17 protein-coding genes are annotated in these 23412 nt (G+C 70.7%); 6 read left to right on the plus strand and 11 right to left on the minus strand.

Annotated elements, in window-relative coordinates; translation table 11 throughout:
- The first annotated feature begins 1 nt into the window (after nucleotide 1).
- The 3 genes from GWK25_RS34245 to GWK25_RS34255 all read left to right on the plus strand — a co-directional run bounded on the left by GWK25_RS34245 (nucleotide 2) and on the right by GWK25_RS34255 (nucleotide 3582).
- Nucleotides 2–1423, plus strand: a complete 1422-nt coding sequence (locus tag GWK25_RS34245) for an aldehyde dehydrogenase family protein (RefSeq protein WP_215455416.1) — start codon at nucleotides 2–4, stop codon at nucleotides 1421–1423.
- A gap of 61 nt (nucleotides 1424–1484) precedes the next feature.
- Nucleotides 1485–2591, plus strand: coding sequence for an AraC family transcriptional regulator (locus tag GWK25_RS34250; RefSeq protein WP_215455417.1), 1107 nt, complete (start codon nucleotides 1485–1487; stop codon nucleotides 2589–2591).
- 127 nt (nucleotides 2592–2718) lie between these two features.
- Nucleotides 2719–3582: an LLM class flavin-dependent oxidoreductase gene (locus GWK25_RS34255; RefSeq protein WP_215455418.1), complete on the plus strand. Its 864-nt coding sequence runs from the start codon at nucleotides 2719–2721 to the stop codon at nucleotides 3580–3582.
- A gap of 254 nt (nucleotides 3583–3836) precedes the next feature.
- On the opposite strand, the gene GWK25_RS34260 is transcribed toward GWK25_RS34255, so the two are convergent.
- Nucleotides 3837–4760, minus strand: a complete 924-nt coding sequence (locus tag GWK25_RS34260) for a hypothetical protein (protein WP_215455419.1) — start codon at nucleotides 4758–4760, stop codon at nucleotides 3837–3839.
- Between the two features lie 319 nt (nucleotides 4761–5079).
- Here GWK25_RS34260 and GWK25_RS34265 point away from each other — a divergent pair, with 319 nt between their 5' ends.
- Entirely contained in the window at nucleotides 5080–7992 is a 2913-nt protein-coding gene (locus GWK25_RS34265) for a LuxR family transcriptional regulator (protein ID WP_215455420.1), read from the plus strand.
- On the opposite strand, the gene GWK25_RS34270 is transcribed toward GWK25_RS34265, so the two are convergent.
- The gene (locus GWK25_RS34270) at nucleotides 7985–8845 is read right to left on the minus strand and encodes a hypothetical protein (RefSeq protein WP_215455421.1); all 861 of its coding nucleotides are present in this window, start codon (nucleotides 8843–8845) and stop codon (nucleotides 7985–7987) included. The two genes, GWK25_RS34265 and GWK25_RS34270, sit on opposite strands and share 8 nt — an antisense overlap.
- A gap of 550 nt (nucleotides 8846–9395) precedes the next feature.
- Nucleotides 9396–10052, minus strand: a complete 657-nt coding sequence (locus GWK25_RS34275; RefSeq protein ID WP_215455422.1) for a TetR/AcrR family transcriptional regulator — start codon at nucleotides 10050–10052, stop codon at nucleotides 9396–9398.
- A gap of 125 nt (nucleotides 10053–10177) precedes the next feature.
- Here GWK25_RS34275 and GWK25_RS34280 point away from each other — a divergent pair, with 125 nt between their 5' ends.
- Nucleotides 10178–11386: an NAD(P)/FAD-dependent oxidoreductase gene (locus tag GWK25_RS34280; RefSeq protein WP_308404383.1), complete on the plus strand. Its 1209-nt coding sequence runs from the start codon at nucleotides 10178–10180 to the stop codon at nucleotides 11384–11386.
- Nucleotides 11387–11510: 124 nt separating this feature from the next.
- Here GWK25_RS34280 and GWK25_RS34285 read toward each other — a convergent pair whose 3' ends face one another.
- The 4 genes from GWK25_RS34285 to GWK25_RS34300 all read right to left on the minus strand — a co-directional run bounded on the left by GWK25_RS34285 (nucleotide 11511) and on the right by GWK25_RS34300 (nucleotide 14136).
- The gene (locus tag GWK25_RS34285; protein WP_215455423.1) at nucleotides 11511–12299 is read right to left on the minus strand and encodes a peptidoglycan-binding protein; all 789 of its coding nucleotides are present in this window, start codon (nucleotides 12297–12299) and stop codon (nucleotides 11511–11513) included.
- A complete protein-coding gene (locus GWK25_RS34290; RefSeq protein WP_215455424.1) occupies nucleotides 12296–12475 on the minus strand; it encodes a hypothetical protein in 180 nt (59 codons plus the stop codon). Before GWK25_RS34290 ends, GWK25_RS34285 begins: the two co-directional genes overlap by 4 nt.
- A 94-nt stretch (nucleotides 12476–12569) precedes the next feature.
- Nucleotides 12570–13187 (minus strand): peptidoglycan-binding protein, encoded by a 618-nt coding sequence (locus GWK25_RS34295; protein WP_251829162.1) that lies wholly within the window; start codon nucleotides 13185–13187, stop codon nucleotides 12570–12572.
- Between the two features lie 538 nt (nucleotides 13188–13725).
- A complete protein-coding gene (locus GWK25_RS34300; protein ID WP_215455425.1) occupies nucleotides 13726–14136 on the minus strand; it encodes a hypothetical protein in 411 nt (136 codons plus the stop codon).
- Between the two features lie 339 nt (nucleotides 14137–14475).
- Between GWK25_RS34300 and GWK25_RS34305 the strand changes: the two genes are divergently transcribed.
- Nucleotides 14476–15702 (plus strand): IS256 family transposase, encoded by a 1227-nt coding sequence (locus GWK25_RS34305; RefSeq protein ID WP_215455426.1) that lies wholly within the window; start codon nucleotides 14476–14478, stop codon nucleotides 15700–15702.
- Nucleotides 15703–15870: 168 nt separating this feature from the next.
- On the opposite strand, the gene GWK25_RS34310 is transcribed toward GWK25_RS34305, so the two are convergent.
- The 4 genes from GWK25_RS34310 to GWK25_RS34325 form a co-directional block, all read right to left on the minus strand.
- Nucleotides 15871–19410: a tetratricopeptide repeat-containing serine protease family protein gene (locus tag GWK25_RS34310; protein WP_215455427.1), complete on the minus strand. Its 3540-nt coding sequence runs from the start codon at nucleotides 19408–19410 to the stop codon at nucleotides 15871–15873.
- Complete coding sequence (locus GWK25_RS34315; RefSeq protein ID WP_215455428.1) at nucleotides 19407–19607, minus strand: hypothetical protein; 201 nt, start codon at nucleotides 19605–19607, stop codon at nucleotides 19407–19409. Before GWK25_RS34315 ends, GWK25_RS34310 begins: the two co-directional genes overlap by 4 nt.
- A 187-nt stretch (nucleotides 19608–19794) precedes the next feature.
- Nucleotides 19795–23046 carry a tetratricopeptide repeat protein gene (locus GWK25_RS34320; RefSeq protein ID WP_215455429.1) on the minus strand — a complete coding sequence of 1084 codons (3252 nt, stop codon included), beginning with the start codon at nucleotides 23044–23046 and terminating at the stop codon, nucleotides 19795–19797.
- Complete coding sequence (locus GWK25_RS34325) at nucleotides 23043–23369, minus strand: trypco2 family protein (RefSeq protein WP_215455430.1); 327 nt, start codon at nucleotides 23367–23369, stop codon at nucleotides 23043–23045. The genes GWK25_RS34320 and GWK25_RS34325 overlap by 4 nt, the downstream gene beginning before the upstream one ends.
- Nucleotides 23370–23412 lie beyond the last annotated feature (43 nt).

Raw genomic sequence — 23412 nt, forward strand, 5'->3', positions numbered from 1 at the left:
CATGACCACGGAAGCGAACGACCGCCTGCTCCGGGTCGTCAACCCGGCCACCGGGGAGACCCTCGACACCCTGCACGCCGCCTCCGCGGGCGAGGTGGACACGGCCGTGGACCAGGCGCACCGCGTCTTCGACAGCGGCGTGTGGGCGGCTCGGCCGCCCCGGGAGCGGGCCGCGGTCCTGTTGCGCCTCGCCGAGCTGATGGAGCGCGACGCCGAGATCCTGGCTCGCCTGGACTGCGAGGACGCGGGCAAACCCATCACCGAGTGCCGTACCGGTGATGTGCCGGGCGCGATCGAGTCGATCCGCTGGTTCGCGGAGGCGGCCGACAAGGTCTTCGGCCGCACCGCCCCCACCAGCCACGACCACCTGGGGCTGATGAGCCGGGAACCCGTCGGAGCGGTCGCCGCCGTCCTCCCCTGGAACTACCCGCTCGCCATGGCCGCCTGGAAGATCGGGCCCGCCCTCGCCGCGGGCAACAGCCTGCTGCTCAAGCCTGCCGAGGCGACCCCGCGCTCGGCCCTCCACGTGGCCCGGCTCGCGGCGGAGGCGGGACTGCCGGACGGCACCCTCGCCGTGCTGCCCGGCTACGGCGCGGAAGCCGGCCGGGCGCTCGCCCGCCACCCCGGGATCGGCGCGCTCTCGTTCACCGGCTCGACGGCGACGGGACGGCGGATCCTGGCCGACGCCGCGGAGACCAACTTCAAGCGGGTCTCCCTGGAGATGGGCGGCAAGAGCCCCCAGGTGCTGATGCCGGACGCGCTCGACTTCGGCGTCGACCTCATCGACGACATGATCGAGGCCGCGTTCCTGACGATGGGACAGAACTGCACGGCCGGCTCCCGGATCCTGGTCCACGAGGACATCGCCGCCCAGGTCGTCGCACGGTTCACAGCCGCCGCCGGGGCCCTGGTGATCGGCGACCCGGCGAAGCCGGACACCCGCATCGGACCGCTGATCAGCAGCGCGGCGCGAGACCGGGTCGCCCGCGCCGTGGACGAGGCGGTCGCCGCCGGAGCCGTGGCCCACACCGCCGGGTTGCCGACGGGCCTGCACCCGTACGGGGCCTACTACCCGCCCACCGTCGTCGTCGGCGCCCCCGACGACAGTCGGGTCCTCACCGAGGAACTGTTCGGCCCCGTGGTCACCGTCCAGACCTTCACCTCCGAGCAGGAGGCGATCCGGACGGCGAACGCCACCCCATACGGCCTCGCCGCCTCACTGTGGACCCAGGACCTCGACACCGCCTTCCGCCTCGCTCGCGGCATCCAGGCCGGAGTGGTCTCCGTCAACTCCTACAGCGAGGGCGACATCACCGCCCCCTTCGGCGGCTGGAAACAGTCCGGATTCGGCGGGGCGGAGCGGTCCACCGACGCCTTCGCGCAGTGGACCAGGGAGAAGACGGTCTGGATCCGTACCCGCTGACGCGGCCGAAACCGGACGCAGATGCCTAAAGTGGTCGCGAGTACGGCCCTGGAGAGAAGCCATGACCGAGGCAACCCGTCCGGAGAACGGCACCACCCGCAGCACGTCGGCGACGATCTCCCCGAACATCCTGCGCTACCTGGACCAGATCACCGAGGAGTACGGAGTCGACCTGGAGCCGGAACTGGCCCAGGTCGGTCTCACCGAGACCCTGATGCGCTCGGCGGCCCTGCGCGTCTCCTACCGCCAGGGCAGTGCCGTCATCCGGCGTGCTGTCGAACTCACCGGGGACGAGAACCTGGGCCTGCGGGTCGGAGCGGCGCAGCACCTCACCGCCTGGGGGCTGGTGGGCTTCGCCATGCTCGCCAGCGACACCCTCCAGGTCGCCATCGAGGCGGGGGTCCGCTTCCAGAACGTGTCCGGGGCGATGACGGTCTGGTCGGCGGGCCGGGAGGGCTCCGACTACGTGATCCGAGCCGACCTCCCGGACCCGATGATCGACCCGAACGTCGCCGTCTTCCTTGTCGAGGAGGCGTTCTCCAGCGTCGTCACCCTGGGCCGCCTCGCCGCCGACCCCGGCCTCACACCCCAGGAGGTGCACTTCGCCTTCGCCGCCCCGCGCGACGTCCAGCCCTTCCGCGACCTCTTCCGCTGCCCCCTGCACTTCAGCGCCTCCGGCAACCGGCTGGTGGTACCGCAGACATGGATCAACCGGACGATGCCGGGCCGCGATCCGGTCACCTACGCCGCCACCCTCGAACTCCTCGAAGGGCAGATGGCCTCCCGCCGTCGTCAGCAGGACCTGCTGGAGATCCTGGAGATCTCCGTCGCGCAGAGCCTCCCGGTCGTCCCCTCCTTCTCCGAGCAGGCCCGCAGACACGCGTCGAGCGAGCGGACACTGCGGCGCCGTCTGGCCGACTGCGGCACCTCCTACGAGGCGATCGTCGAGGGCGTACGCCGTGAGCGCGTCGAACTGCTCCTGCACCGCCCTCACCTCACCCTCCGTGAGGTGGCCCGCCAGGCGGGCTTCTCCGACGAACGCGCCCTGCGCCGAGCTGTCCGCCGCTGGCACGGCATGGCACCGTTGCAGCTGCGCGAGGGCTTCTCTTCGGAGACGGCGGGAACAACCCCGAGTCAGGGGCCCGGGGAACCACGCGACCAGGCGTAACCGGGTCCCTGGCCGCCACCACACCAGCGCCCCCCGTGCTTGACGGCGGTCTCGGCCGTGGCCGACCAGAGTCGTGCTGGCTTCGAATCCGGTTGATCCTTCGCGGCCTGTCAAACATCCTGCTGGGATGCGCTTCTCCATCAACATCCCCAACTTCGGTGACTTCGCCGACCCCCGCAACGTCGCGACTGTCGCGGCCGCCGCCGAACAGGCCGGCTGGGACGGACTCTTCGTCTGGGACCACGTACTGCACCGACAACACCAAGGGCGTCCCTTCGCGGATCCCTGGATGCTGCTGACCGCGGCCGCGCTCGCGACCTCACGGATCCGGCTGGGCACCTTACTGACACCGGTCCCCCGTTATCGCCCGCAGCAACTTGCCCGACAAGTGGCCACCCTGGACAACCTCAGCGGCGGCCGGGTGATCTTCGCAGCCGGCCTGGGCGGTCCGGTCGAGGACGAGTACCGCAGTTTCGGCGACACCGCTGAGCCGCAGGTCCTCGCCGAGCGGCTGGACGAGGGGCTGGAGCTGCTGAGGCGCTGGTGGTCCGGCGAGACGGTGGACCACAACGGCCGCCACTACGAAGCGCGGGACGTGACGCTGCTGCCCGCAACCGTGCAACGGCCCGGTCCGCCGGTGTGGATCGGCGGGTTCTGGCCTCATCGTCCGCCGATGCGGCGGGCAGCGCGGTGGGACGGAGCGGTGCCACTCTTCGAGACGGCCCGGCACGGGCATGTGCCCGATGTGGCAGAGGTTCGCGATCTCGCCGGTTATGTGCGCAAGCACCGCACAGGCGGTGCCGAGCGGCCATTCGAGCTCGTGCTCGGCGGTGCCACGCCCTCGAACGCCGCGAAGGCGAAGGACGTCATCGGTCCGCTGCGTGACGCCGGCGCGACGTGGTGGGACGAACGGCAGGTTCAGACCGGCCCCGATCTGGACCGCCTGCCCCCGGTGATGCACCGGATCGAGACGGGGCCACCGGAGATCTGATCACCCTTTCGAGGGCGTACGGGGCTTGCCTTTTGTCGGGGGCGCCGGTACCGGTGACCTTGACGCCGCGGACGGTGACGGAGGTGCCGCCGCCGAAAGCCGAAGCTGCCGTGGCGGCGGATCCGGTCTCCGGTGAGCGTGCGGCTGTCGACCGCAGACACGCCACGGCGGCGGCCTGGGCTCCGAGCGCTGGGGTGCCGCCGCGCCGACGGTTCGTAGGGGAGTCACGGCCCCGCACTCGACAGGCCGCGTGCTCAGAATCCCTCGGCGATCGTCTTCTCTCGCATCATCTTTTCCAACTCGTCGTCGGACAGCGGATGCAGTGTGTCGAGGAGGTGACGAAGACCCGGCTCGTCGAGGACCTGGCTGGAGACTTCGACCTCCGCGCCGTGGTGGCGACGGATCAGTCTGATGTCGCTGCGACCGCCGGGGAGATCGCTGACGATCCGCATCTCTCCCCGCTCGTCCACAGTGCAGGCCACGCCCTTCTGTACATACAGAGAGCAGCGCGCTTTCGGCGAGAGCGGCGAGCGGACCGTCAGGCCCACGTGCCCGAGCTCGTCCGGCCGGGCAGGGCCGTAGTCGACCTGGAACTGGCCGGGCCCGACCACAGCGCGGGAGACCTGCATCCCCGGCGGGGTGTCCCCCAGATACAGCAGTTCCGGCCTTTCCCGGTACCGCGCGATCTCGGCGGTGTACCGACGCTGCTGCGCCTGCTCGGGGCCGACGAAGCCCCCGTAGACCACGCCTGCGCCCAGCACGGCCATCCCCCCGAGCCGCACCCACCGGCTCGGTACGAAGAACGCCGCGGCGACGGCGTACGGCACCCCGGTCAGCGCGACCCGTGTGCCGGCGCTCCCCAGGGCGACTTCACTGCCGTAGGCGACCAGGCCGGCAAGGACGCCTAGCGTGCCGAGGACGAACACCAGGGTCGCCCAGCCGTACCGACGCGACGTGGAGGCGCACAACGGCACCACCGACCCCGCGGGTAAGCCCGCCGTGGCCAGCAGGACCACCGTCAGCGGCACCCCCAGCACGAAGAACCACGCGGCCGCACCGGTGCCGCCGCCCCAGCCCGACATCACCAGCCCGAAGCCGAGTATCGGCACCGCGGCCGTCATCGTCGCCCAGACCAGCAGAAGATGAAATGCCGTCAGTGCCCCTCTGCCACACGTCATGCACGCAGGCTGCCAGCCCGGGTTCCGGCGGACATGAGTATGCGTACTCAGTACGTCGCCCTCGTTCAGCGGCGCGGGCTCTCTGGGCCGGGAGTTGGAGACGTCGTTGCGGCCTCGCACGGCAGTGCCGGGTGACCACCGTCGCGAACGCCATCGCCGTGACCGAGCCGCTCGCCCTGTTGCGTCCGTCCGTTCCGGACTCCCCCGCGCGGCGGTTGCGACGATCAACAGGAGAGAATGACATGTGAGGGGGATGTGAAGAGAAAGGGCAACTGTGAGAGCTGACACGGCAGTTGGGGCGGGCGGGAACGGAACTCCCTTGCTGGGCCGTTCCTCCGAGCTCGCCCGGTTCGACGTGCTGCTCGACCGTGCGGCGGCGGGGGTGCGCCGAGCGGCGAAGGGCGAGGAGTTCTGCGACGACGCGCGTTCCCGGATCGTCGACATCACCGGCGAGGCGGGGATCGGCAAGAGCCGACTGCTGGGCGAGGTCTGCGCACGGGCGCGCCGGCGCGGGATGACGGTCCTGCGCGGCAGGGCCACGGAGTACGAACGGCGGGTGCCCTTCCAGGTGTTCGCCGACGCACTGGCCCACCTCGACCTGCGCGCCCCGGACGGCCTCCGGGAGACCGAAGAGGTGGCGCCCCTCCTCGGGCGGAGCGGCGCGGTCGACCGTTTCGGACTGCACCGTTCCACGGCCGCCCTGCTCGCCCGGCTCGCCGCCCCGTCCGGGCTGCTGCTGGCTCTCGACGACCTGCACTGGGCGGACCCTGCGTCACTGGAGCTGCTGGATCATCTCGTACGGCATCCTCCGCACGCCCCCGTCGTCCTGGCCCTGACACGCCGGGACCGGCAAGGGCCCGAGTCCCTCGCCGCAGGGCTCACCCGGGGAGTCGACACCGGCACGGTCGTCAGGCTCGGCCTGCGACCGCTGAGTGCGGGCGACTGTGCCGAACTGGCCGGTCCCGGTCTGCCGCCGGCCGAGACCGCCGCGCTGCACGCCGCGAGCGAAGGCAATCCGTTCTACTTTCTGACCCTCCTCCAGGCCCGCCGGGACGGCACGACGACCGAGTCCTCGGCACCGCCGGGGCTCGGCACCCTGCTCCTGGACGAGCTGACCGTGCTAGTCCCCGCCCGGCGCGACATCGTCGAGGCCGTGGCGGTCCTGGGCGAGCACGCCACCCCCACGATGGTGAGCCATGTGACGGGCCGGCCCGGCACCGCGTTCGCCGACGACGTCCACGCGCTCACCCGCCGCGACCTGCTGCGCACCACCCCACAGGGCCTGCTGACCCTGCGGCATCCGGTCGTACGCACCCTCGTCCACGAGAACACGCCCTTCCTGAGGCGCGCCGAGATCCACCGGCTCGCCGCGCGGGAACTGGCCCGCGTCGGCGCCTCGGCCGCCGAGCGGGCCCATCACGTGGAACGGTCGCTGACCGCCTGGGACCCGGCTGCGGTGGCCGTACTCGACGAGGCCGCCGCGCAGACGGCCCGGACGGCCCCGGCGAGCTCGGCCCACTGGCTCGACGTGGCACTCCGCCACCTTCCGCACACCCCCGAACACACACTCCAACGACGGGAGTTGATCCTGAGACGGGCCCGCGCGCTGGCGGCGTGCGGTGGCCTGCGCGAGAGCCGCGACCTGCTCCAGGAGCTGATCGCCACCCCACGGCGGTCCCCCGACGGGCCGACGGCCGACGAGGACCAGGGCCTCAGAGTGCGCGCGGTCGTCCTGTGCGCGGTGGTGGAGCGTCATCTGGGGCGTTCCACCGAGGCTGTCGCGGTGTTGCGCCGCGAGCTGGCCCGCAACCCCGCGCCGTCCCACGTCGTACGGCTCGGCCTGGAGCTGGGCTCGGCCGCGCCGCTGGACAGCGAGACCTCCTACGCCCGGGTGCGCACCGAGGTCGAGGCGGCCCTAGCGGCGGCCAGGTCCACAGGGGACGAGGTGGGGGAGGCCGGCGTCCTCGCCGTCGCGGCCCTGGGAGAGGCGTACGAGGGCAGCATGACCGCGGCGCACCAACTCGCCCGGGAGGCCGCCGCCCTGGTCGACTCGCTGCCGGACAACGACCTCACCGCGCTGTGCGAACCGCTGGCCCGGCTCGGCTGGGCGGAGGCGTTTCTGGAGCACTACCCGGACGCGGAGCGGCACGCCGAGCGCGGCCTGGACATCGCCCGCCGCAGCGGCCAGCTCTATGTCGTGCCCCATCTGCTGCTGTGCCTGTCCCATGTCCGGGTCCAGACCTGCCGGATCCCCGCCGCGCTGGAACTCGCCGACCGGGCCGAGGACATCGCGCGTGGGATCGGCAGCGACCAGTTGCTCGCGTTCGTCCTGGCGAGCAGGGCCGCGGCGCTGGTCGCCGGCTGTCCGCCGGGCGATCCACGCCCCCTCGCCGTCGCCGAGGAGGCGGTGGCCGCGGCCGGCAGCGGGGTGGACTGGTGGGCCTCCACGGCCTGGTGCATCTTCGGCTGGGCAGCGCTCATGGCCGGCGATCCGGTCCGGGCCCGGGACGCGATGCTCCAGGCGGGCGGTCCCGAACTGCAGCGGATCCAGCCCTCGATGCGGCCTCTCTACCTGGAGATCCTGGTCACGGCGGCCCTGTTGACGGGGATGCCGGAGGAGGCCCGCACCTGGGCCGAGCGGGCCCGGAAGGAGGCGGAACAGCTGGGGCTGCCGATGCAGCGGGCGTCCGCGCTGCGCAGCGCCGCCCATCTGCCGCTGGCGCAGGGGGACACCGCTGCGGCGGCGGACCTGTTCGCGGAGGCCGCGGCGGAGAGCGCCCGCTGCGGCGCGGTCTTCTGGGAGGCCCACTCCCTGCTGCTCGGCGCCCCGCTGGACGCGGCGGCGGGCCGCGGCCGGGCCCGCACGCACGCCTGGCTCAGAGGGCGCCGGCTCGCCGAGGCGGGCGGCAGCGGCATGCTCGTCGGCCTCGCCGACGCCACCCGCCCGCCCGAGGGCGGCCCGGAGACGCCGTACGGCTCCCCGGACCGCGCCGGACTCACCGAGCGGCTGGCCACCCTGACCGTCCGGGAGCTGGAGGTAGCCGAACTGGTGGCGCAGGGGCTCACCAGTCAGGCCATCGCGGACCGGCTGTTCGTCAGCCGGCGTACCGTGGAGACGCATGTCTCCCGCACGTTCCGCAAGACCGGGGTCTCCTCCCGTACGGCCCTGGCCGCGCTGATGGCCCGCCGCCGCGCCGGGGGCCGGTTCGGGGACGCCGGGCCGGCTACCTGACGTCGACGTAGTCGCCGGGGGCGGTCGCGGAGCCGGTCGTGGTGGTGCCGGCGAAGACGAAGCGGAAGTAGCCGTCGGAGCGGGCCCGGGTGGTGGTGCTCAGGGTGCCGCTGCTGCTGGTCCTGACCGTCTTGAGGGTGGTGTAGTTGCTGGTGCCCCGCTTGCGGAACTGCAGCTGCACCGGCTGGTCCGTGTATCCCGCGTTCTTGCCCGTGGCCCAGTTGGCGCGGCTCAGCTTGCCGGTGACCTTGATGTTCCTGCCTGCCGTCACCGGCTCCGGGGAGGCGTCCGTGGTCAGTTTCGCCGCACGCTTGATCCTGCCGCGGGCGACGTCGTCGTCGACGCTGACGTTCGCGTAGAGGTCGTAGGCGCCCAGGAAGAGCTTCCAGGTACCGGCGGTGCCGTTGCCGTCCTTGAAGTCGACGGCCGGGTCGATGGTGAAGACCGTCCGACAGCTGTAGCGGTAGCCGCCCTGGACCGTTGTCTCGGTGCAGGCGGGGTCGTCGTCCGACCCCAGGGCGCCGGTGATGGTGTCCGTGTCCGAACTGTCCGTGCCCTGCCACAGGAAAGCCTGAGTGAGGGCCAGTCCCTCCTCGTCGAAGGCGGTGAAGGTGACGGGAACAGCCTTCTTGCCGGTGACGCCGAGCACGACGTCCTTGCCCTTGTTGACGACACCGTTGGTGAAGGTGGTGCCGCCGACCGCGTCCTGCGGCCGGACGTGCTCGGAGGTGAGGCCTCTGAGACCCTTCGCCGCCCCGGAGTGTCCCGCCGCCTGGGCGGTGCCCGGAAGAACAAGGGTCGAGAGGACGGCCGCGCCGGAAAGGACAGACGCCGCGATGCTGTGTACGCGCATGTGATTCCCCCAGGATGAGGTCGGGCGCCCCGCCGGACTGCCTTGGTGGCGGGGCATGTTGATGTGACGCGCGGGTGATGGTGATTTGACGCGTGGACCGGTACGCAGCCGGGGCGCTGTCGAGGGCGATGGCCGGGCGCCGGGTGGAGGTCCGTGGGCCGGGGCCCGGTGCGGGTTCACCGCCTCACCGGTCGAACGGGTCCACCGCCCTCAAGGCCGGCAGGCCCACCCCCTGTGCCCGCCACCGCCCGCCCGCTCCCGCCGCTCCCGCCGCTCCCGGCACCTGCGCTTCCCCGCCCGCTGTCGTCATGCACGCAAGGAAACGGCACGGCTGTCAGGGACGCGTCGGTAGGAGTACGTATTCCATATACGTACCTGTTGTCGACGATCCCGTGGGCGGGCGTGCCGTATGGCGATGGCGCCATCGCGTGGACGACGACTTGACCGCCCTCGTCCGGAGCCTCCTGGCAAAGGACATCGAGACCGCGCGCCTCCGCGAACAACTCCTGCCGATGGAGGCGGCCTTGTGCCGCCTTGATGTCACACGCAGTCAGGTAGCCAGCAGATAACGCACCGCCGCCTCAGCCAGATCGGCGACGAAGGCGTCGTCCTCCACCGGTACCGCCCTGCCGAATCCCGGACCGTAGGCGACACGGACAACCGACGCGGCGAAGACGGTGTGGAAGCAGTGCCGAACCGCGGCCTCGGTGTCCGGGAGCGTGATGGCGTCCGCCGTCCTCAGGACCACACCGGCGAACCCGTCCCCCAACTCCTGGCTGTAGCGGGAACCTCGGCGCCGGACTTCCGCATGTGACGCGGAGAGCAGGACGACGGCCCGCAAGAACCGCTCGTGGCGAAAGAACATGCCGACCGTTTCGGCCACTGCCGCGCGCACGAGTTCGGCCGGGGCCAGGTCTGCCCACCGGCTGGTGTCGGCGAAGACCCGCTGCTCCGCGCGCAGGCGCTGGATGCCGTGCTCGTAGACGGCAAGGAAGAGGGCGTCCTTGTTGGTGGTGCGTGCGTAGATGGCCGGCGGCGCGACCTCGGCCCGCTCGCACACGGCCGCGATGGTGAACGCCTCGTACCCGCCGTCCTCCAGGATCGACACACCGGCATCGAGCACCCGGTTCCATGCCTCGCGACTGCGCCGCTGCTTGGGCGGCCGGATCTCCAGGTCGGCCGTCGGCAGCCTCTCGGCCTCGCCCATGATCTTCAGTCTCCCGTTCCGCCCGACGTACGTGCACAGGTCTTGACCGAACCGTAAGACACACTACAGTCTGACGCTAATAGTAGCGCTCGCTACTGTTTCCCTCCGGTACCTGAGGTGATCCCGTGCCCGAAGCACTCTCGAACACCCCCGTCAGCCGCGTCGCCGTCCTCGGCGCCGGGCCGGCGGGCATGGCCGCGGCGTTGTCCATCGCCCAGGCGGGTCACGACGTCACCGTCTACGAGCGCTACCGCGAGGCCCGGCCGGCCGGCAACATCCTCAACCTGTGGCCGCCGCCGGTGAAGGCGCTGCGCGCTCTCGGCGTGGACACCGACGACCTCGGGGCACCCACGGACCCGGAGTTCCGCAATCTCTCCGGTCACGTGCGCGCACGCGTCAAGCAGGATCCCGAAACCAAGCGCGCCTACGGCGGAGGGTTCATCGGACTGCTGCGCCCGCAACTCTACGAGCGGATGCTCGCCGCCATCCCGCCGGACACTCTGCGGTTCAACCAGCACGTCACACGTATCGAGCAGGACGATCTGGCAGTCACTCTGCACTTCGCCGACGGCACCACCGCTCAGCACGAGGTGCTCGTCGGCGCTGACGGCATCGACTCGCTGGTCCGACGCACGCTGTGGGGAGATGCCCCCAAGCGGGAGCATCGGCTGCACATCTTCGGTGGCTTCACCTTCACCGATGTCCCGGGCACCGAACCGAACATGAGTGTTCTGACACACAGCAGAACGGTGCAAGGAAGCTGGACGTCGATCCGGCACAAGGGCCACGACGGCTTCCAGTGGTGGGTGCTCACCGCCACCGACCCCGACGCCCCGGCGCCGGCAGACCTCAAGGCCGCGGCCGCCGCTTTGGCCGTGGAGTTCCCGCCACCGCTAGCCGGTCTGATCGCCCGGACGGAGCCCGAGAACGTACAACGGTGGGTGCTGCGCGACCGGCCCCGTCTGAAGCAGTGGTCCAAGGGGCGCGCCACCCTCGTGGGCGACGCGGCCCACCCGACCTCGCCCTACGCCGCGTACGGAGCCGGCATGTCCATCGAGGACGGCTACTTCCTCGGCCGGGCACTGCGCGGCGTCGACCTCACCGACCTCACCGCCCTGCAGCGAGCCCTGGGAATCTACGAGGGCCCACGCAAGCCCCACACCGCCCGGCAAGTCCAACAGGCCTACATCCTCGGAAAAGTGTTCCACCACGCTCCGGCACCACTGCAGCCGGTCCGGGACTTCATCCTCGACCACACCCCGCTCCTGCAGAAGGTCGCCGGCGACAGCAATCCCCGAGAGATCAATAAGCAGTTGAAGCTCATCAAGGACTGACGACACTGCCACGGGCGACGAAGCGCCCCGGCAGGCCGGGACTCCGGTCAACGGGCCGAACTGGTCTCGCCGCCGCTGACGTGCAAGGTGGTGCCCAGCACGAAGCTGCCAAGGCGACGGCCGGTCAGACGTTGGGGACCCGCAGCTTGTCCCAACTGGTCCTGCCAGGGATGCCGTTGGCGTCGTCACCCACGAAGCCGAGCTTCCGCTGCCAGGCCGCATAGGACCTCACGTCGCCCGGACCCCATGTGTCGGCGTCGGCACTCGACTGGTACCGGTTGCAGTCCTCCGCGACGAGCCGCTGGTGCGATGCGGCGACGATCGGCGATTTCCGCCCGGAGTGGAAGAACGAGGCACCAGGGAACGGCTCCGTGTCCGGCCGAGGGCTGGGGCGGGAATCCTTGAAATGGTCGTACGCCGCCTGAGCCTCCGCCAGCACCTTGTCGTAGATGTCGTCCATGTGCGGGCCGGCGCAGACGGTCGAGGACCAGCGGTGATGGTAGAAGAGGTTGCTCTTGCTGGGACGCTCGCCGATCACCTTGGCGAAGTTCCAGCCGGCGAGACGTGCGGCGCTCCTCCAGGTGGCCTCGCCGACCGTCCAACTCGGCGCGAGCGTCTCGTTCGCCATTTCGATGCTGATCGAGCGCTGGTTGCCGGTTACGTTGCCGACAGCCCAGGCGTACTCGTTCACCTTGACGTACTGCGCGACCTCACCTGCGGCGTCGACGTCGAAGTGGGCCGAGGCGGGACGCGTCCTCCAGACCTCGAGCAGACCCTGGTGCGAGAACCGGCCGGCGTTGTGGTGCAGCGTGACCGACGTCTTCCTGTAGGACTTGTGGGTGACGTGGCCTGTCGCGCTCAGCTTGTCGATGAAGTTCGAGACGTCACGGTCGTAGGCGATGGTGGCAGTCACTTGGAGGCCTCCGTGTCGTTCTCGACGCCGTCCTCGGCGAAAGCGACGAAGTCGCTCGCGGGAAGGTCGTCGAGGTTGTCGGTTCCGGGTCCATCGCTGAGGTCTGTTCTCGCGAGAGCCGTCTTCAGATCCTCGTCGTCGAAGTTCTTCTCGGGCTTGACGCCGTTCTCGGGCATGACGCCATCCTTTCCGGCCGGGACGTGAGATGCGGATGTGGATGTGGGTACGTTGGCCGAAGCTCCGCTCGCTTCCGGTGCGTGGCCTCAGCCTTCAGACGTTGGGGACCCGCAGCTTGTCCCAACTGGTCCTGCCGGGGATGCCGTCGGCGTCGTCGCCTGAGAAGCCGAGCTTGCGCTGCCAGGCGGCAAAGGACTTCACATCGCCCGGGCCCCATGTGTCGGCTCCGGCACTCGACTCGTACCGGTTGCAGTCCTCGGCGACGAGCCGCTGGTGCATCGCGGCGACGATCGGTGATTTCCGTCCGGCTTTGAAGAACGACGCACCAGGGAACGGCTCGAAGCGGGACGGGGCCGCAGGCCCGCCGTCCATGTACTGCTTGTAGGCCCCGTTCACGAACGTGGACCATTGCTTCCAGTTGTGCGCGTGCTTGATGGCCTTCGCCGTCTTGGCGTTGTAGAGCGGGTTCTTGAGCTTTCCCTCGATCCTCAGCGTGTCCGGCGGGGAGAACTGCGCCGGGTGCTTGAGGGAGCGAATCTGGAAGAGACCGATGGAGGGCCCCCACTTGTTGTCGACCAGGTGCTGGTCGCCGACGGCGCCCGTGTCGCCTTTGGATTCTGCCATGGCGACGGCGGCCGCGATGTTGATGTCATTGCCGGTGAACCCTGCCTCTGCGGCAAGGGCACGCAGCTGGGTCAGACTCATTCTCATGCGCGACGCCTCCGATTTGTTGACCGGGCGACATTCTCAATCCAGGTAATGGGAGACGATGTCGCCGATGCCGATGACGAAAGGCGGATTCGCGAGGCGTGAAATTGCTTATTGCCACTCTATGACGGTGCCAGGCAACAGGCAAACAGAGCGCCAAGGGCCAGGGGAACGCCATCGTTCGGGGTCCAGGATCTGAACTTCGCCGGCTTGGACGCAAATCTGGAAAGTGGCGCCGGCCTCCCGCCCGAACAGGCCGGCCCGGCACAGCTCGCCGAACTCATCCAGAGTCACTGGCCAGTTGAGGCCCTGCACCACATCAGAGACGAAACCTTCGGCGAGGACGCCTCGCGAGTACGCGCACCGGCGCCGCACCCCGCGCCATGGCCACCCTGCGTAGCCTCGCCATCGGACATGCGCCAAGCAGGCTGGACCAACATCGGCGCCGCAACCGATCACTACCGGTCATGCCCCAGCACGCAACCGCCATGCTCCGGCGACAGCCTGAGAACGCATCGCTACTGTTCCACCCGGTCCCGCGTTACCAGAGCTCAAGATCCCAGAATTCGCAGTCAGATTTTTCTACTGCGGAGAGCGTGCTCCCGTCGGGCTGGTAGACGACGAGTCGCCCACAAGCAGATCCGCAGTCATGCGTGCAGTCGCCGATCGCAACGCTCGTCGAGAACTCCATGGCCAGCGCTGCTGCGAGCAAGCCGAGCTTCTCGCCATGAACAATCAGCGGGGAAGCGCCTTCGACGAGCGTCCGGTACCCACCTTCCTGCCGGATGATGTTCAGGCTCGTCGTTTCGCCCTGCCTCTTCGGCGGTAGATCCAGCCAATCGCCCAACATAACCACGTTTTCGATCGGCGTCCGCAAATGCCTCGACAGCGCCGTGCGCAGTTCATCCCACGACAGGCTGTCCATGAAAGAGATCTCGAAGCTCTCAAGCATCTGGTGCCGCCACGATCTTCCCCGGGTCGGCGTTCAACAGCCATTCCGAATCAGCCGATCGCCCTCCCACCGCCGCACCTGCACGGCACGGGCCACCGCCTTGGGAATCACCAGACATGACCAGGAAGGTACCCGCTCCCACCCACTCGCCCCACACCAGCCCCAGGCAAGAGCACCGAAATACGTACTTTCACGCACACCCGGAACCCGGCCTCTCGGTAGTGATCGATGGTGTCCCACTACGTGGTGTAGCAGCGATCTCTGCATAGCCCCTGGTCATGAAGCGGCCATCGCGCAACTCTCCGAGTAGCGAAGCTCGTTGAAGCGAGAGGTGACGCGATGGCCTTGTCCCAGCATGACTTACTCCGCCTGATGGAGTCACTGCGTACGGCAGACGGAATCGAGATGATCAGGGTCCTGGCCCAGCGGATCCTGCAGGAACTCATCGAGGCCGAGGCCACCGCCCACATCGGAGCCGAGCCCGGCGAGCACAGCGAGACCCGCACGACGATGCGCAACGGGCACCGGGAGAAGGTGCTGACCACGCAGGCCGGGGACCTGGACCTGGCGATCCCCAAGGTCCGCACCGGCAGCTTCTTCCCCAGCCTGCTGGAACGCCGGCGACGCATCGACCGGGCTCTCTACGCGGTCATCATGGAGGCATACGTGCAGGGTGTGTCCACCCGCAGCGTGGACGACCTGGTCAAGGCCCTCGGCGGAGACACCGGGATCTCCAAGAGCGAGGTCTCCAGGATCTGCGGCGACCTCGACGCGGAACTGAGCGTGTTCCGCACCCGGCCCCTGGACCACACCCGCTTCCCCTACATCTACCTCGACGCCACCTACTGCAAGGCCCGGGTGAACCACAGAATCGTCTCCCAGGCCGTGGTCGTCGCCACCGGCATCACCGAGGACGGCGGACGCGAAGTCCTCGGGCTGATGGTCGGCGACAGCGAGACCGAAGTCTTCTGGAGCGAGTTCCTGCGTTCCCTGCGCGAGCGCGGTCTGACCGGGGTCCGCCTGGTCATCGCCGACCACCACTCCGGCCTGGTCAAGGCCGTCCGCAAGGTTATGCTCGGCGCCGCCTACCAGCGCTGTCGCGTTCATTTCCTGCGCAACGTCTTCGCGGTGATCCCGAAGGACTCCGCAGAGATGGTGGCGGCGACCATCCGCACGGTCTTCGCCCAGCACACCGCCGAGGCCGTCCGCGCTCAGCTCGACACCGTCGCCGACATGCTCGGACGCCAGTTCCCCAAGGTGAAGACGATGCTCCTGGAGGCCAAGGTCGACCTGACCGCCTTCGCTGACTTCCCCGAGCGACATTGGAAGAAGATCCAGTCGACCAACCCCCTGGAACGGGTCAACCGGGAGATCAAGCGCCGTGTCGACGTCGTCCAGATCTTCCCCAACCCCGACGCCCTCGAACGCCTCACCACCGCCGTCCTCATCGAAATGCACGATGAATGGATCGCTTTCCCCCGCCGCTACCTCCCCGAAGGCAGCATGGACAAGATCTATCCCCCCGACGATCAACCCGGCACGGTTACACCACTTCAGGGGGCATGACCTAGTGATCGGCTGCCGTGGTGATGTCGATCCAGGGCTGGCCATCTCGCTACCTGAGAACGCATCGGCCCTGGCGGCCTGGTGTTCCGGTGGCAACGATTGCACCGAATGCACCCACGGCACCCACCGCCGACGATTCACGAGACTTGGGCGCGGTGCTGACCGTGCTCACCCTTGCTGATCGCGCAGCCAGTCGGGTACGCCGCCGGTGAGTTCGCGGACCAGATCGGCCACAGTGGGATCAGCCCGGTGCGCGTCGACCAGGGCCGCCGCCAGTCGTAGACCCGTCTCCCGGTCCTCGGCCTGCTGGGCTCTGCCCAGTCCCTCCAGCAGCGGCCGTACGCTCTCCCGTGGGCGCAGTGTGGCCAGCACCATGCCGTGGAGCAGCAGGGCCTCCACCTCCTCGTAGGCGAAGGCTCCGTCGTCGGTGGCGAGTTCCCGGCACAGTGCGAGGGATCGCGCCGCGAACGGTTCGGCTTCGGCCGCCCGCCCCTGCTCCAGGAGTACCGCCGCGTGGTTGCGGGACGCGTCGGCCAGCGCGCTCCGCGTTCCGGGGTCGCCGTGGGTGTGCAGTTCCTCCAGTGCTTCGACGGCGCCGCGGCCCACCTCCACGGCCTGCCGGTCGTGACCGCACTCCGAGAGGGCGACGGCCCAGCCGTCGGCGGCCCGGGCCCAGGCGAAGGCATGAGTGCGCGGCGCGGCCAGCCGCAGCGCGCCGTAGAGTTCGACGGCTTCCCGGGAGCGCTGCTCCGCCTCCTCCCAGCGGCCGAGAGGTCCCAGACAGCGGGCGAGGCAGTGCAGTGTGGCGGCACGTTCACCGGCGTAGGGGTCGGCCGGCCCCGCGGCCAGGCTCTGGTATGCCTTGTGCGCCTCCCCCGCGTCGTCGAGGGCGCGCTCGTAGGAGCCGGTGTCCACCAGGAGATCGGCGCGGGTCGCCAACGCGGCGGCGAGCGGGCGTAGATGGGCATCGGGGTACCGGCCGGCCAGTCGGCGGTAGTGGTCGACCGCCCGGTCGACCACGTCGATGGCGGCGTCGTATTCGGCGAGTTCCGCGAGGCACCCGGCGTGGGCCAGCAGAGCCGCGGCGTACTCGTCCTCATGGGCCGACACCGTCTGCGGGGGGAGTTCCGCGTAGAGGGCCACGGATTCGGCGCTCGCCTCGGCCGCGTCCACGGCCTGTCCGAGGCTGGACAGATGGTGGGCGTATCCGGTGAGGGCCACCGCGAGCGCGGCGCGGGCGACGGGCCCGTCGGCGAGTTCGCGCCGCAGGTCGACCGCGCGCTCGGCGGATGCCAAGGCGTCCTCCCGACGGCTCTGCAGATGGAGCTGGTGAGCGTATCCCTCGTGCGCGGTGGCCAGATCGCGCGCGTAGCGGCCGGGTTCCTGACCGGCGATGCCCTCGTAGAGCCGGACCGCCATCGCGCCGCGTTCCAGTGCCTCGTCGTGCATGTGGACGGCGGTCAGCCAGTGGGCGTGGTCGTTGAAGGCGGCCGCCAGCCGCGCCCAGGCGGTGTGGTCCGGCTGTTCGCCGAGTGCCTCTCCGGCCAGGGTGACCAACGCCCCGGCGAGTTCGGCGCCCCACTGTGACAGGTTGCGGGAGTGGGCGGGCAGCCTGGTGAACATGCTCCGCAGGAGCGTGCCGTCGTCGGGGTGGTCGCGCACGACCTCGGCAAGGGCGGTGTGCAGGGGGCCCGGTTCGGGCCCGCTGCTGGTCGCCGCCGTGACGGCCGGTCCGGCAAGCCGCTGAGGGTGGCGGACCACGACGGAGTGCAGGGAGCCGCCGAGCCGGTCGTGCCGGGGAGCGGCCCGGGCGGCCACCCGTAGGGCGTCGGTGGCCTGGGCGGTCGGCGCCGTGGCGAGCAGCTCGTCCAGCAGTGCCGGGCGGTGTCCGACGGCGAGTCCTACGAGGTGCTCCCCGATGCGGTCCGGGCGCAGTGGCCCCCAGAAGGTGTGCGGGTCGGCATAGAGAGTGGCGAGCCAGTCCGCGGCGGGGTCGAGGTCGGATGGCGTGCTCGGGTCGGGGACGTCCGGTGTCCCGGTCGTGACGGCGGACAGGCGCCCGAGGATGTCCCGGGCCTCGTCCCGGTCGGCGGGTGAGCCGCAGAGGGTGGCCGCGGCGACCAGCTCTCGCCTGGCGCTCAGGGTCAGGGCCCCCAGCCCGTGGCTGTGTGCGGTGTGCCGCCAGATCTTCTGCTCATGGCGCAGCAGTACACCCTCGTACGGTTCGTCCGCCGGTGCGTCCTCGGGGTCGAGTGCCTGCAACAGCGCGACCAGGGCCGCCATCTGCAGGTCCAGGGCCCGATGGTGACGGGGGTCGCTCAGGTCGGGCACCGGCAGGGTGCGCAGGACGGCGGGGTCCACGGGCGCGGTGACGCCGGGCAGTCCGGTCAGCGCCGCGGCGAGGTTCTCACCGATCTCGCGGAAGGCGGTGTCGTCCAGGGGCTCTTCGCCGTCGCCGTAGAGGTCGGGCAGCTCGAGCTCCGTCCCGGGCGGTGGGTCGCGCAGGGGCAGGGCCTCGCTGCACAGTTTCTCCCACCAGTCGCCGGATTCCTTGTCACGGGCGAGCAGCAGCAGCCGCAGGGGTGTGGTGCCGGTGTGTTCGTACCGGTCGACGAGGTCGAGGAGGGTCTGGAGTTGCTCGACCCTCGCGTCGGCGTAGTCGACGACGAGCAGCAGCGGGGTGCGGGTCCCGGTGGCCAGGTGCAGGAGGTCCGGGGGCGCTCCGGCGGCCAGGAAGCCCGCGCTCCAGTTCCGCGGCCGCAGACGGCGGACGAGTTCCGCGGCGAGTCGGGTCTTGCCCTGGCCGCCGGGTCCGGTGACCAGCCGTACGGAGAACCGGCCGGGCTGTTCGCACCAGGCGCCGAGCCTGGCCAGGACGTCCTCGCGTCCGGTGAACGGCACGACGGTCGCGTCCGGCCTGAGCAGGGAGACGGGGGTGTTGGCCGGCCGGGACGACTCCCGTTCCAGCAGCGGCTGGAGTTCGGCCGGTTCGGTGACGGCGTTCGGGAACAGCGCACGGAAACCGGGGTCGGCCAGGAGTTCTTCGGCCGGGATGGCACGGGCCCTGCCATGTCCGGGTTCGTCCTTCGCCGTGACGACGACGCCGCACAACAGGTCGTGGCTGAGCAGCGCCGCTCCGGAGGCCCCCTCCCAGCGGGACACGGCGGCGGCCGGCGAGTGGGGGATCGGCTGCCCGAGGACGATGTGGTAGCGCCTGGCCTTGACGGCTGTTCCCGAGTTCACGGTTCCCCGGACCCTGACGGTGTCGCGCAGCACGAGCCTTCCCGTGGCGTCGTCGCGTCGGACGCCCATGCCGGACGGGTAGCCGACGAGGTCGGCCGGAACCTCCGGCAGCCCGGTGACCAGCCGGCCCCAGCGCAGCGGCGGCAGACCGTCCGGAGACGGCACCGCCGTCGGCGAGGAGAGCCGCAGGACGGCTGCGTCCATGCGGGTGTCGGCGGGCTCATGTGCCTCGTAGCGGAACCACTCCACGTCGCACGGCAGGTAGTCCCGCGAGCCGGGCAGCCGCACCGTGACCTCGGCCTGTGCGGGGTCGCCGCGGCTGACGACGTGACCGGCGGTCAGCACGAGGCCGCCGTCGAGGAGATACCCGGTGCCGCTGCCCCGGCCTTCGGGTCTGCTGCTGTAGACCTCGACGACGCGGGGGTCCGTACGGTGGTCGACGGGTGCCGGGCCGGGTCGTGTCACCGCTCGGGCAGCTCGTCTTCCTCGTCGCCCACTTCGGAGAAGGTGGACCATGTCTCGCCGTTCAGCTCGTCGAGATCCACGTCCTGGAGGGTGGGGCCGGCGGCATTCTGTGCGGGCGCGGCGGGCGTGGCCGTCGACGGCTGCGATGCGGGAGCGGCTTGGGCGGCCTGCTCCGAAGTCTTGGGCTTCTTGGGCACGTTCGAACTCCCTTGGCGGGGTGGCCGTCCACCGGGGATGCGTTTCACCGGGGGTGCGTCGGCCTCAGCCTAGCGGCGGTATGCCGGAATGGTCTCCGCCCGGAAGACGCGGTGATCGCCTCTTTACCCGGGTGATCCGACAGTGACGATTTCAGTCCCCACTCGATCCCACAAAGGCAGTTGACGGTCAGGAACGCGCGCGTAGCTTGTCGATTTCCGTCAGACACCATCGGAGCAGCGTGGCGTGCCGCCCGGTCCTGGCCGCGTCCGCGGCCTCCTCCAGGACCTTCACAGCTCGCGCGGGGTCCCTGGGACCGAGTGCCAGACCGTGGACGCACAGGATGCGGGCCCATTCGTCGTCTCCCGGCGAAGCACCACGTCCGGTCGAGCCGCGCAGGGCCTGGACCGCTTCCTCCGAGGCCGCCGTCGCCGACTCGTCGTCGCCCACGCGCCGCGACGCCAGCGCCAGATCGGCGAGTGCGCGAGCCAACTCGCCCACGGCACGGGGATCTTGGCCCCGGGCCAGCTCACGCCGCAGGCGCACCGATTCCTGCGCGACCTCCCATGCGTCGGACAGGCGACGCACCGCGGTCATCCGCATGCTCAGCCCGCCCAACAGTCTTGCCAGAAGGGCCAGTTGGGCGGGGGCGGGGTCGTCGTCAAGCAGGCCCCGCTGGATGGCTACGGCCTCCTCGGCCAGGTCCAGCGCCGCCCCGTGCTCGCGCAGCAGCGCGCTCAGGCGGGCCTGGTTGTGCAGAGCTTCCGCCAGCCGTCTCAGGTAGGCGTCGGGGTGATCCTCCGCCAGCCCGCGCAGGATCGCCACAGCTCGCGCGGTCTCCTCGGCCGCCTCCGTGGTACGACCGTCGTGCTGGAGGTAGAGCGCGAGCTGCAGGCGTGCGTCCGCCATCTCCACCTGGGGCCGCCGCGGGTCCCGGTGAAGCAGCCGTTCCCGCAACCCTACGCATGCGGCGCCCAGGGCCAGAGCCTCGTCGTGCCGGCCCGCGCGGTGCAGCCACAGGGCCTGTTGGTGCAGCACGGTCGCCCGGCGCCCCTGAGCCTCGGGGGTCTCCGACGGGTGGCCCGGGCCGAGCGCGGCCAGCAGGCGCTCGCCGACATCGACCGCCTCGCGCGGGCGGCCGACCTCGTCCAACCGGGCGCCGTACCCCAGCAGGGCGTCCATGAGCTCCGGGTCCGCCGCCGCGCCGAGGGTGTCGCCTCCCCGTACGCGGATGCCCTCCTCGCAGGCCTGAAGTGCCTCGGCGTCCCGTCCCGCCCGGGCGAGCCGATAGGCCAGGGCGTGGAGCGCCAAGGCCAGTTCACGGGGTGCGTCGGTCGCGGTGCGGGCGTCCGCCACGACCTGTTCGGCCATCCGCACCGCCCGGCCGGCGAGCACCACGGTGTGGTGAGGTACCGCCGCGAGCAGTTCGGCGCAGAGCGGGCCATGCCCGTGCGGCCCGTCCAGCACCGCGTCCAACGCGCGGCCGAGGGCGTCGTACCCCTCCCGGGCGAGCACGTCGACCGCGGCGGGTGCCAGCGGCCGGGGCCGGCCGACGACCAGGCCGACGATCCGCTCGTCGAGTTCCGGGAAGCTCCGTCCGGTTCTGCACAGGACGCGCAGCAGGTGGCCCGCGTGCTCGGCGTCGGGCAGTTCGGCGAGAGCGGGCAGCAGTTCGGGGACGTCCCGCGCGGTCGTGCCGACCAGGTGCTCGCCCAGCAGGTCCGGGACCAGCCCCACCCAGTGGCCGTCGCGGCCGCCGTAGAGTTCGTTCAGCCACATCGCCGCGCCGAGGACCGTGTTGGATGTCTCCCCGCGCAGGATCCCGCTTCTCTCCAGCAGTCTTCTTGCCTCGTCCGAGGTGCGGGCCCGGCACAGTGTCGCGGTGACGACCAGCTGCCGCAGGGTCTGCGTGTGCAGATGCCCGATCTGATGTGCGGGCGTGGTGCGGGTCCAGTACGCCTCCTCGTGCCGCATGAGCAGTTCCATGCCCGGCGTGCGAGAGGCGTCGGGTACCGGGAACAGGTGTTGCAACAGGGCGGCCAGCGCGGTGCTGTGCAGTTCCAGGGCCCTGCCGAACCGCGCGTCCGACAGCTGCGGAGGTACGACCGCCTCGGGACGGAAGCCGGGTGGCGTCGCGGGGAGGCCGGGCAGCCGGGCCAGAGCGTGCGCCAGGCCCTCGACCGCGTGGCGGAACGCCTCGGGCCGTGTCGCGGGATCGTCGGCGAGCGGACCCAGCTCCGCCACGGTTCCCGGTGGCGGTTCCCGCAGCTGGCGGCTCTTGCGCCGCAGGTCCTGCCACCATTCCCCGGCACTTCTGGCGAGCATCAGCAGACGCACCGGCGGTCCCGTCCCCCTGGCGGCCGACGTCTCGAACAGCCGGAGCAGTTCGATCAGTTGGTCGTGCCGAGCCTCCGCGTAGTCCACGACCAGCAGCAGGGGCGCGGACAGCTCACCGAGTGCGGCCAGGTCGGTGTCGGGGGCGAAGTCCAGGAAGCCGGCGTTCCAGTTCAGGCCGGACATCCTGTCCACCAGCTCGGCCGCCAGCCGCGTCTTGCCCTGGCCCCCCGGCCCGGTCAGCAGCTTGGGCGACCACGGGGACGGATCCAGGCACCACCGGACGAACTCCTCCATCAGCGGTTCCCGGCCGTGGAAACCGACCGGGCTGACCTCGGCCCGCAGCAGGCCGACAGGTGACCGGGCAGGCGACGGCGGGGGCTCCAGGACGGACGGCAGTCCGACGTCGTAGGCACGCGGCCTCCCCAGCAGCTCCATCACCCGCTCGTCCGCCAGCAACGACACCGACGGAACGGCGGTCAGCGCTCCTCCGGGCCCGCCCCGGTCGGGGTCGACCGCCACCACCCCCACGACCAGCCCCCCGGAGGTCACCGCGGCGCCCGACATCCCGCGCCAGCGGGACACGTTGTCGGTGCCCTGCCCGGTGTGACCCGTGCGGACGACGGCGGGTACGGGGTTGTCCACCTTGATCTCGTGACGCCCGGCCTTGAGCCTGCTGCCCGGCGCGATGGAGCCGGTGATGTGCGCGGTGTCCCTGAAGGCCGGCGCGCCCTCTTCTCGTATCCGCATGGCGGCCGGGAATCCCACCGCCTCGACGGGGCAGCGGGATTGCGTACCCAACCGTCCCCAGAGCAGCGGTGGCAGCCCCTCGGGCTCCCGGAAGGAGTCGTCGTCGATCCGGAGCAACGCCGCGTCGATCCCGGTCCCGGCCGCGCTGTCGTAGCGCCACCAGACCACCGAGCAGCCCCACACCGAGCCGTCGTCGAGCAACCGGACGCTGACCGTGGCCGCTCCGCCGACGGCATGACCGGCCGTCAACACCAGCCGGTCGTCGAGCAGATAGCCCGTGGCGATCCGGTGCCGACCGTCACGGCTCCGGTAGACCTCCACCACGCGCCGGGCGACCGGTGGGATCCTCGGGCTCACCTCTCCGGCAACTCCTCGGCCGCATCCGAGACTTCGAGCGGTCCGCCGTCCGGTCCCCGGGGTGTCAGGGTGAGCCGGATGGTGTGGGTGGACGTCCGCTCCCGGCGCTTGGACCCTCCGCCCGACAGGACGTAGAAGCGGGCACCCCCGGTGACCTCGCTGCCGCTCAGCAGGGCCACCTGGAACTCCAGTTCCACCGGGCCGACCTCGAAGGAGAGACCCCCCTCCGGTGCCAGCCGCCGGGCCGTGTCCAGTTGGTCGCGCAACGACCCGATGGCCTGTGCGAGTTCGACGACGTTCTCCGCGGAGTCCTGGTCGGACATGTGATCCCCCTGTCGTACGGCGTCGGTCAAGCCATCGTTACCC

Origin of the sequence: Streptomyces sp. ATCC 21386, assembly GCF_018728545.1 — a bacterium.
GTDB lineage: Bacteria > Actinomycetota > Actinomycetes > Streptomycetales > Streptomycetaceae > Streptomyces.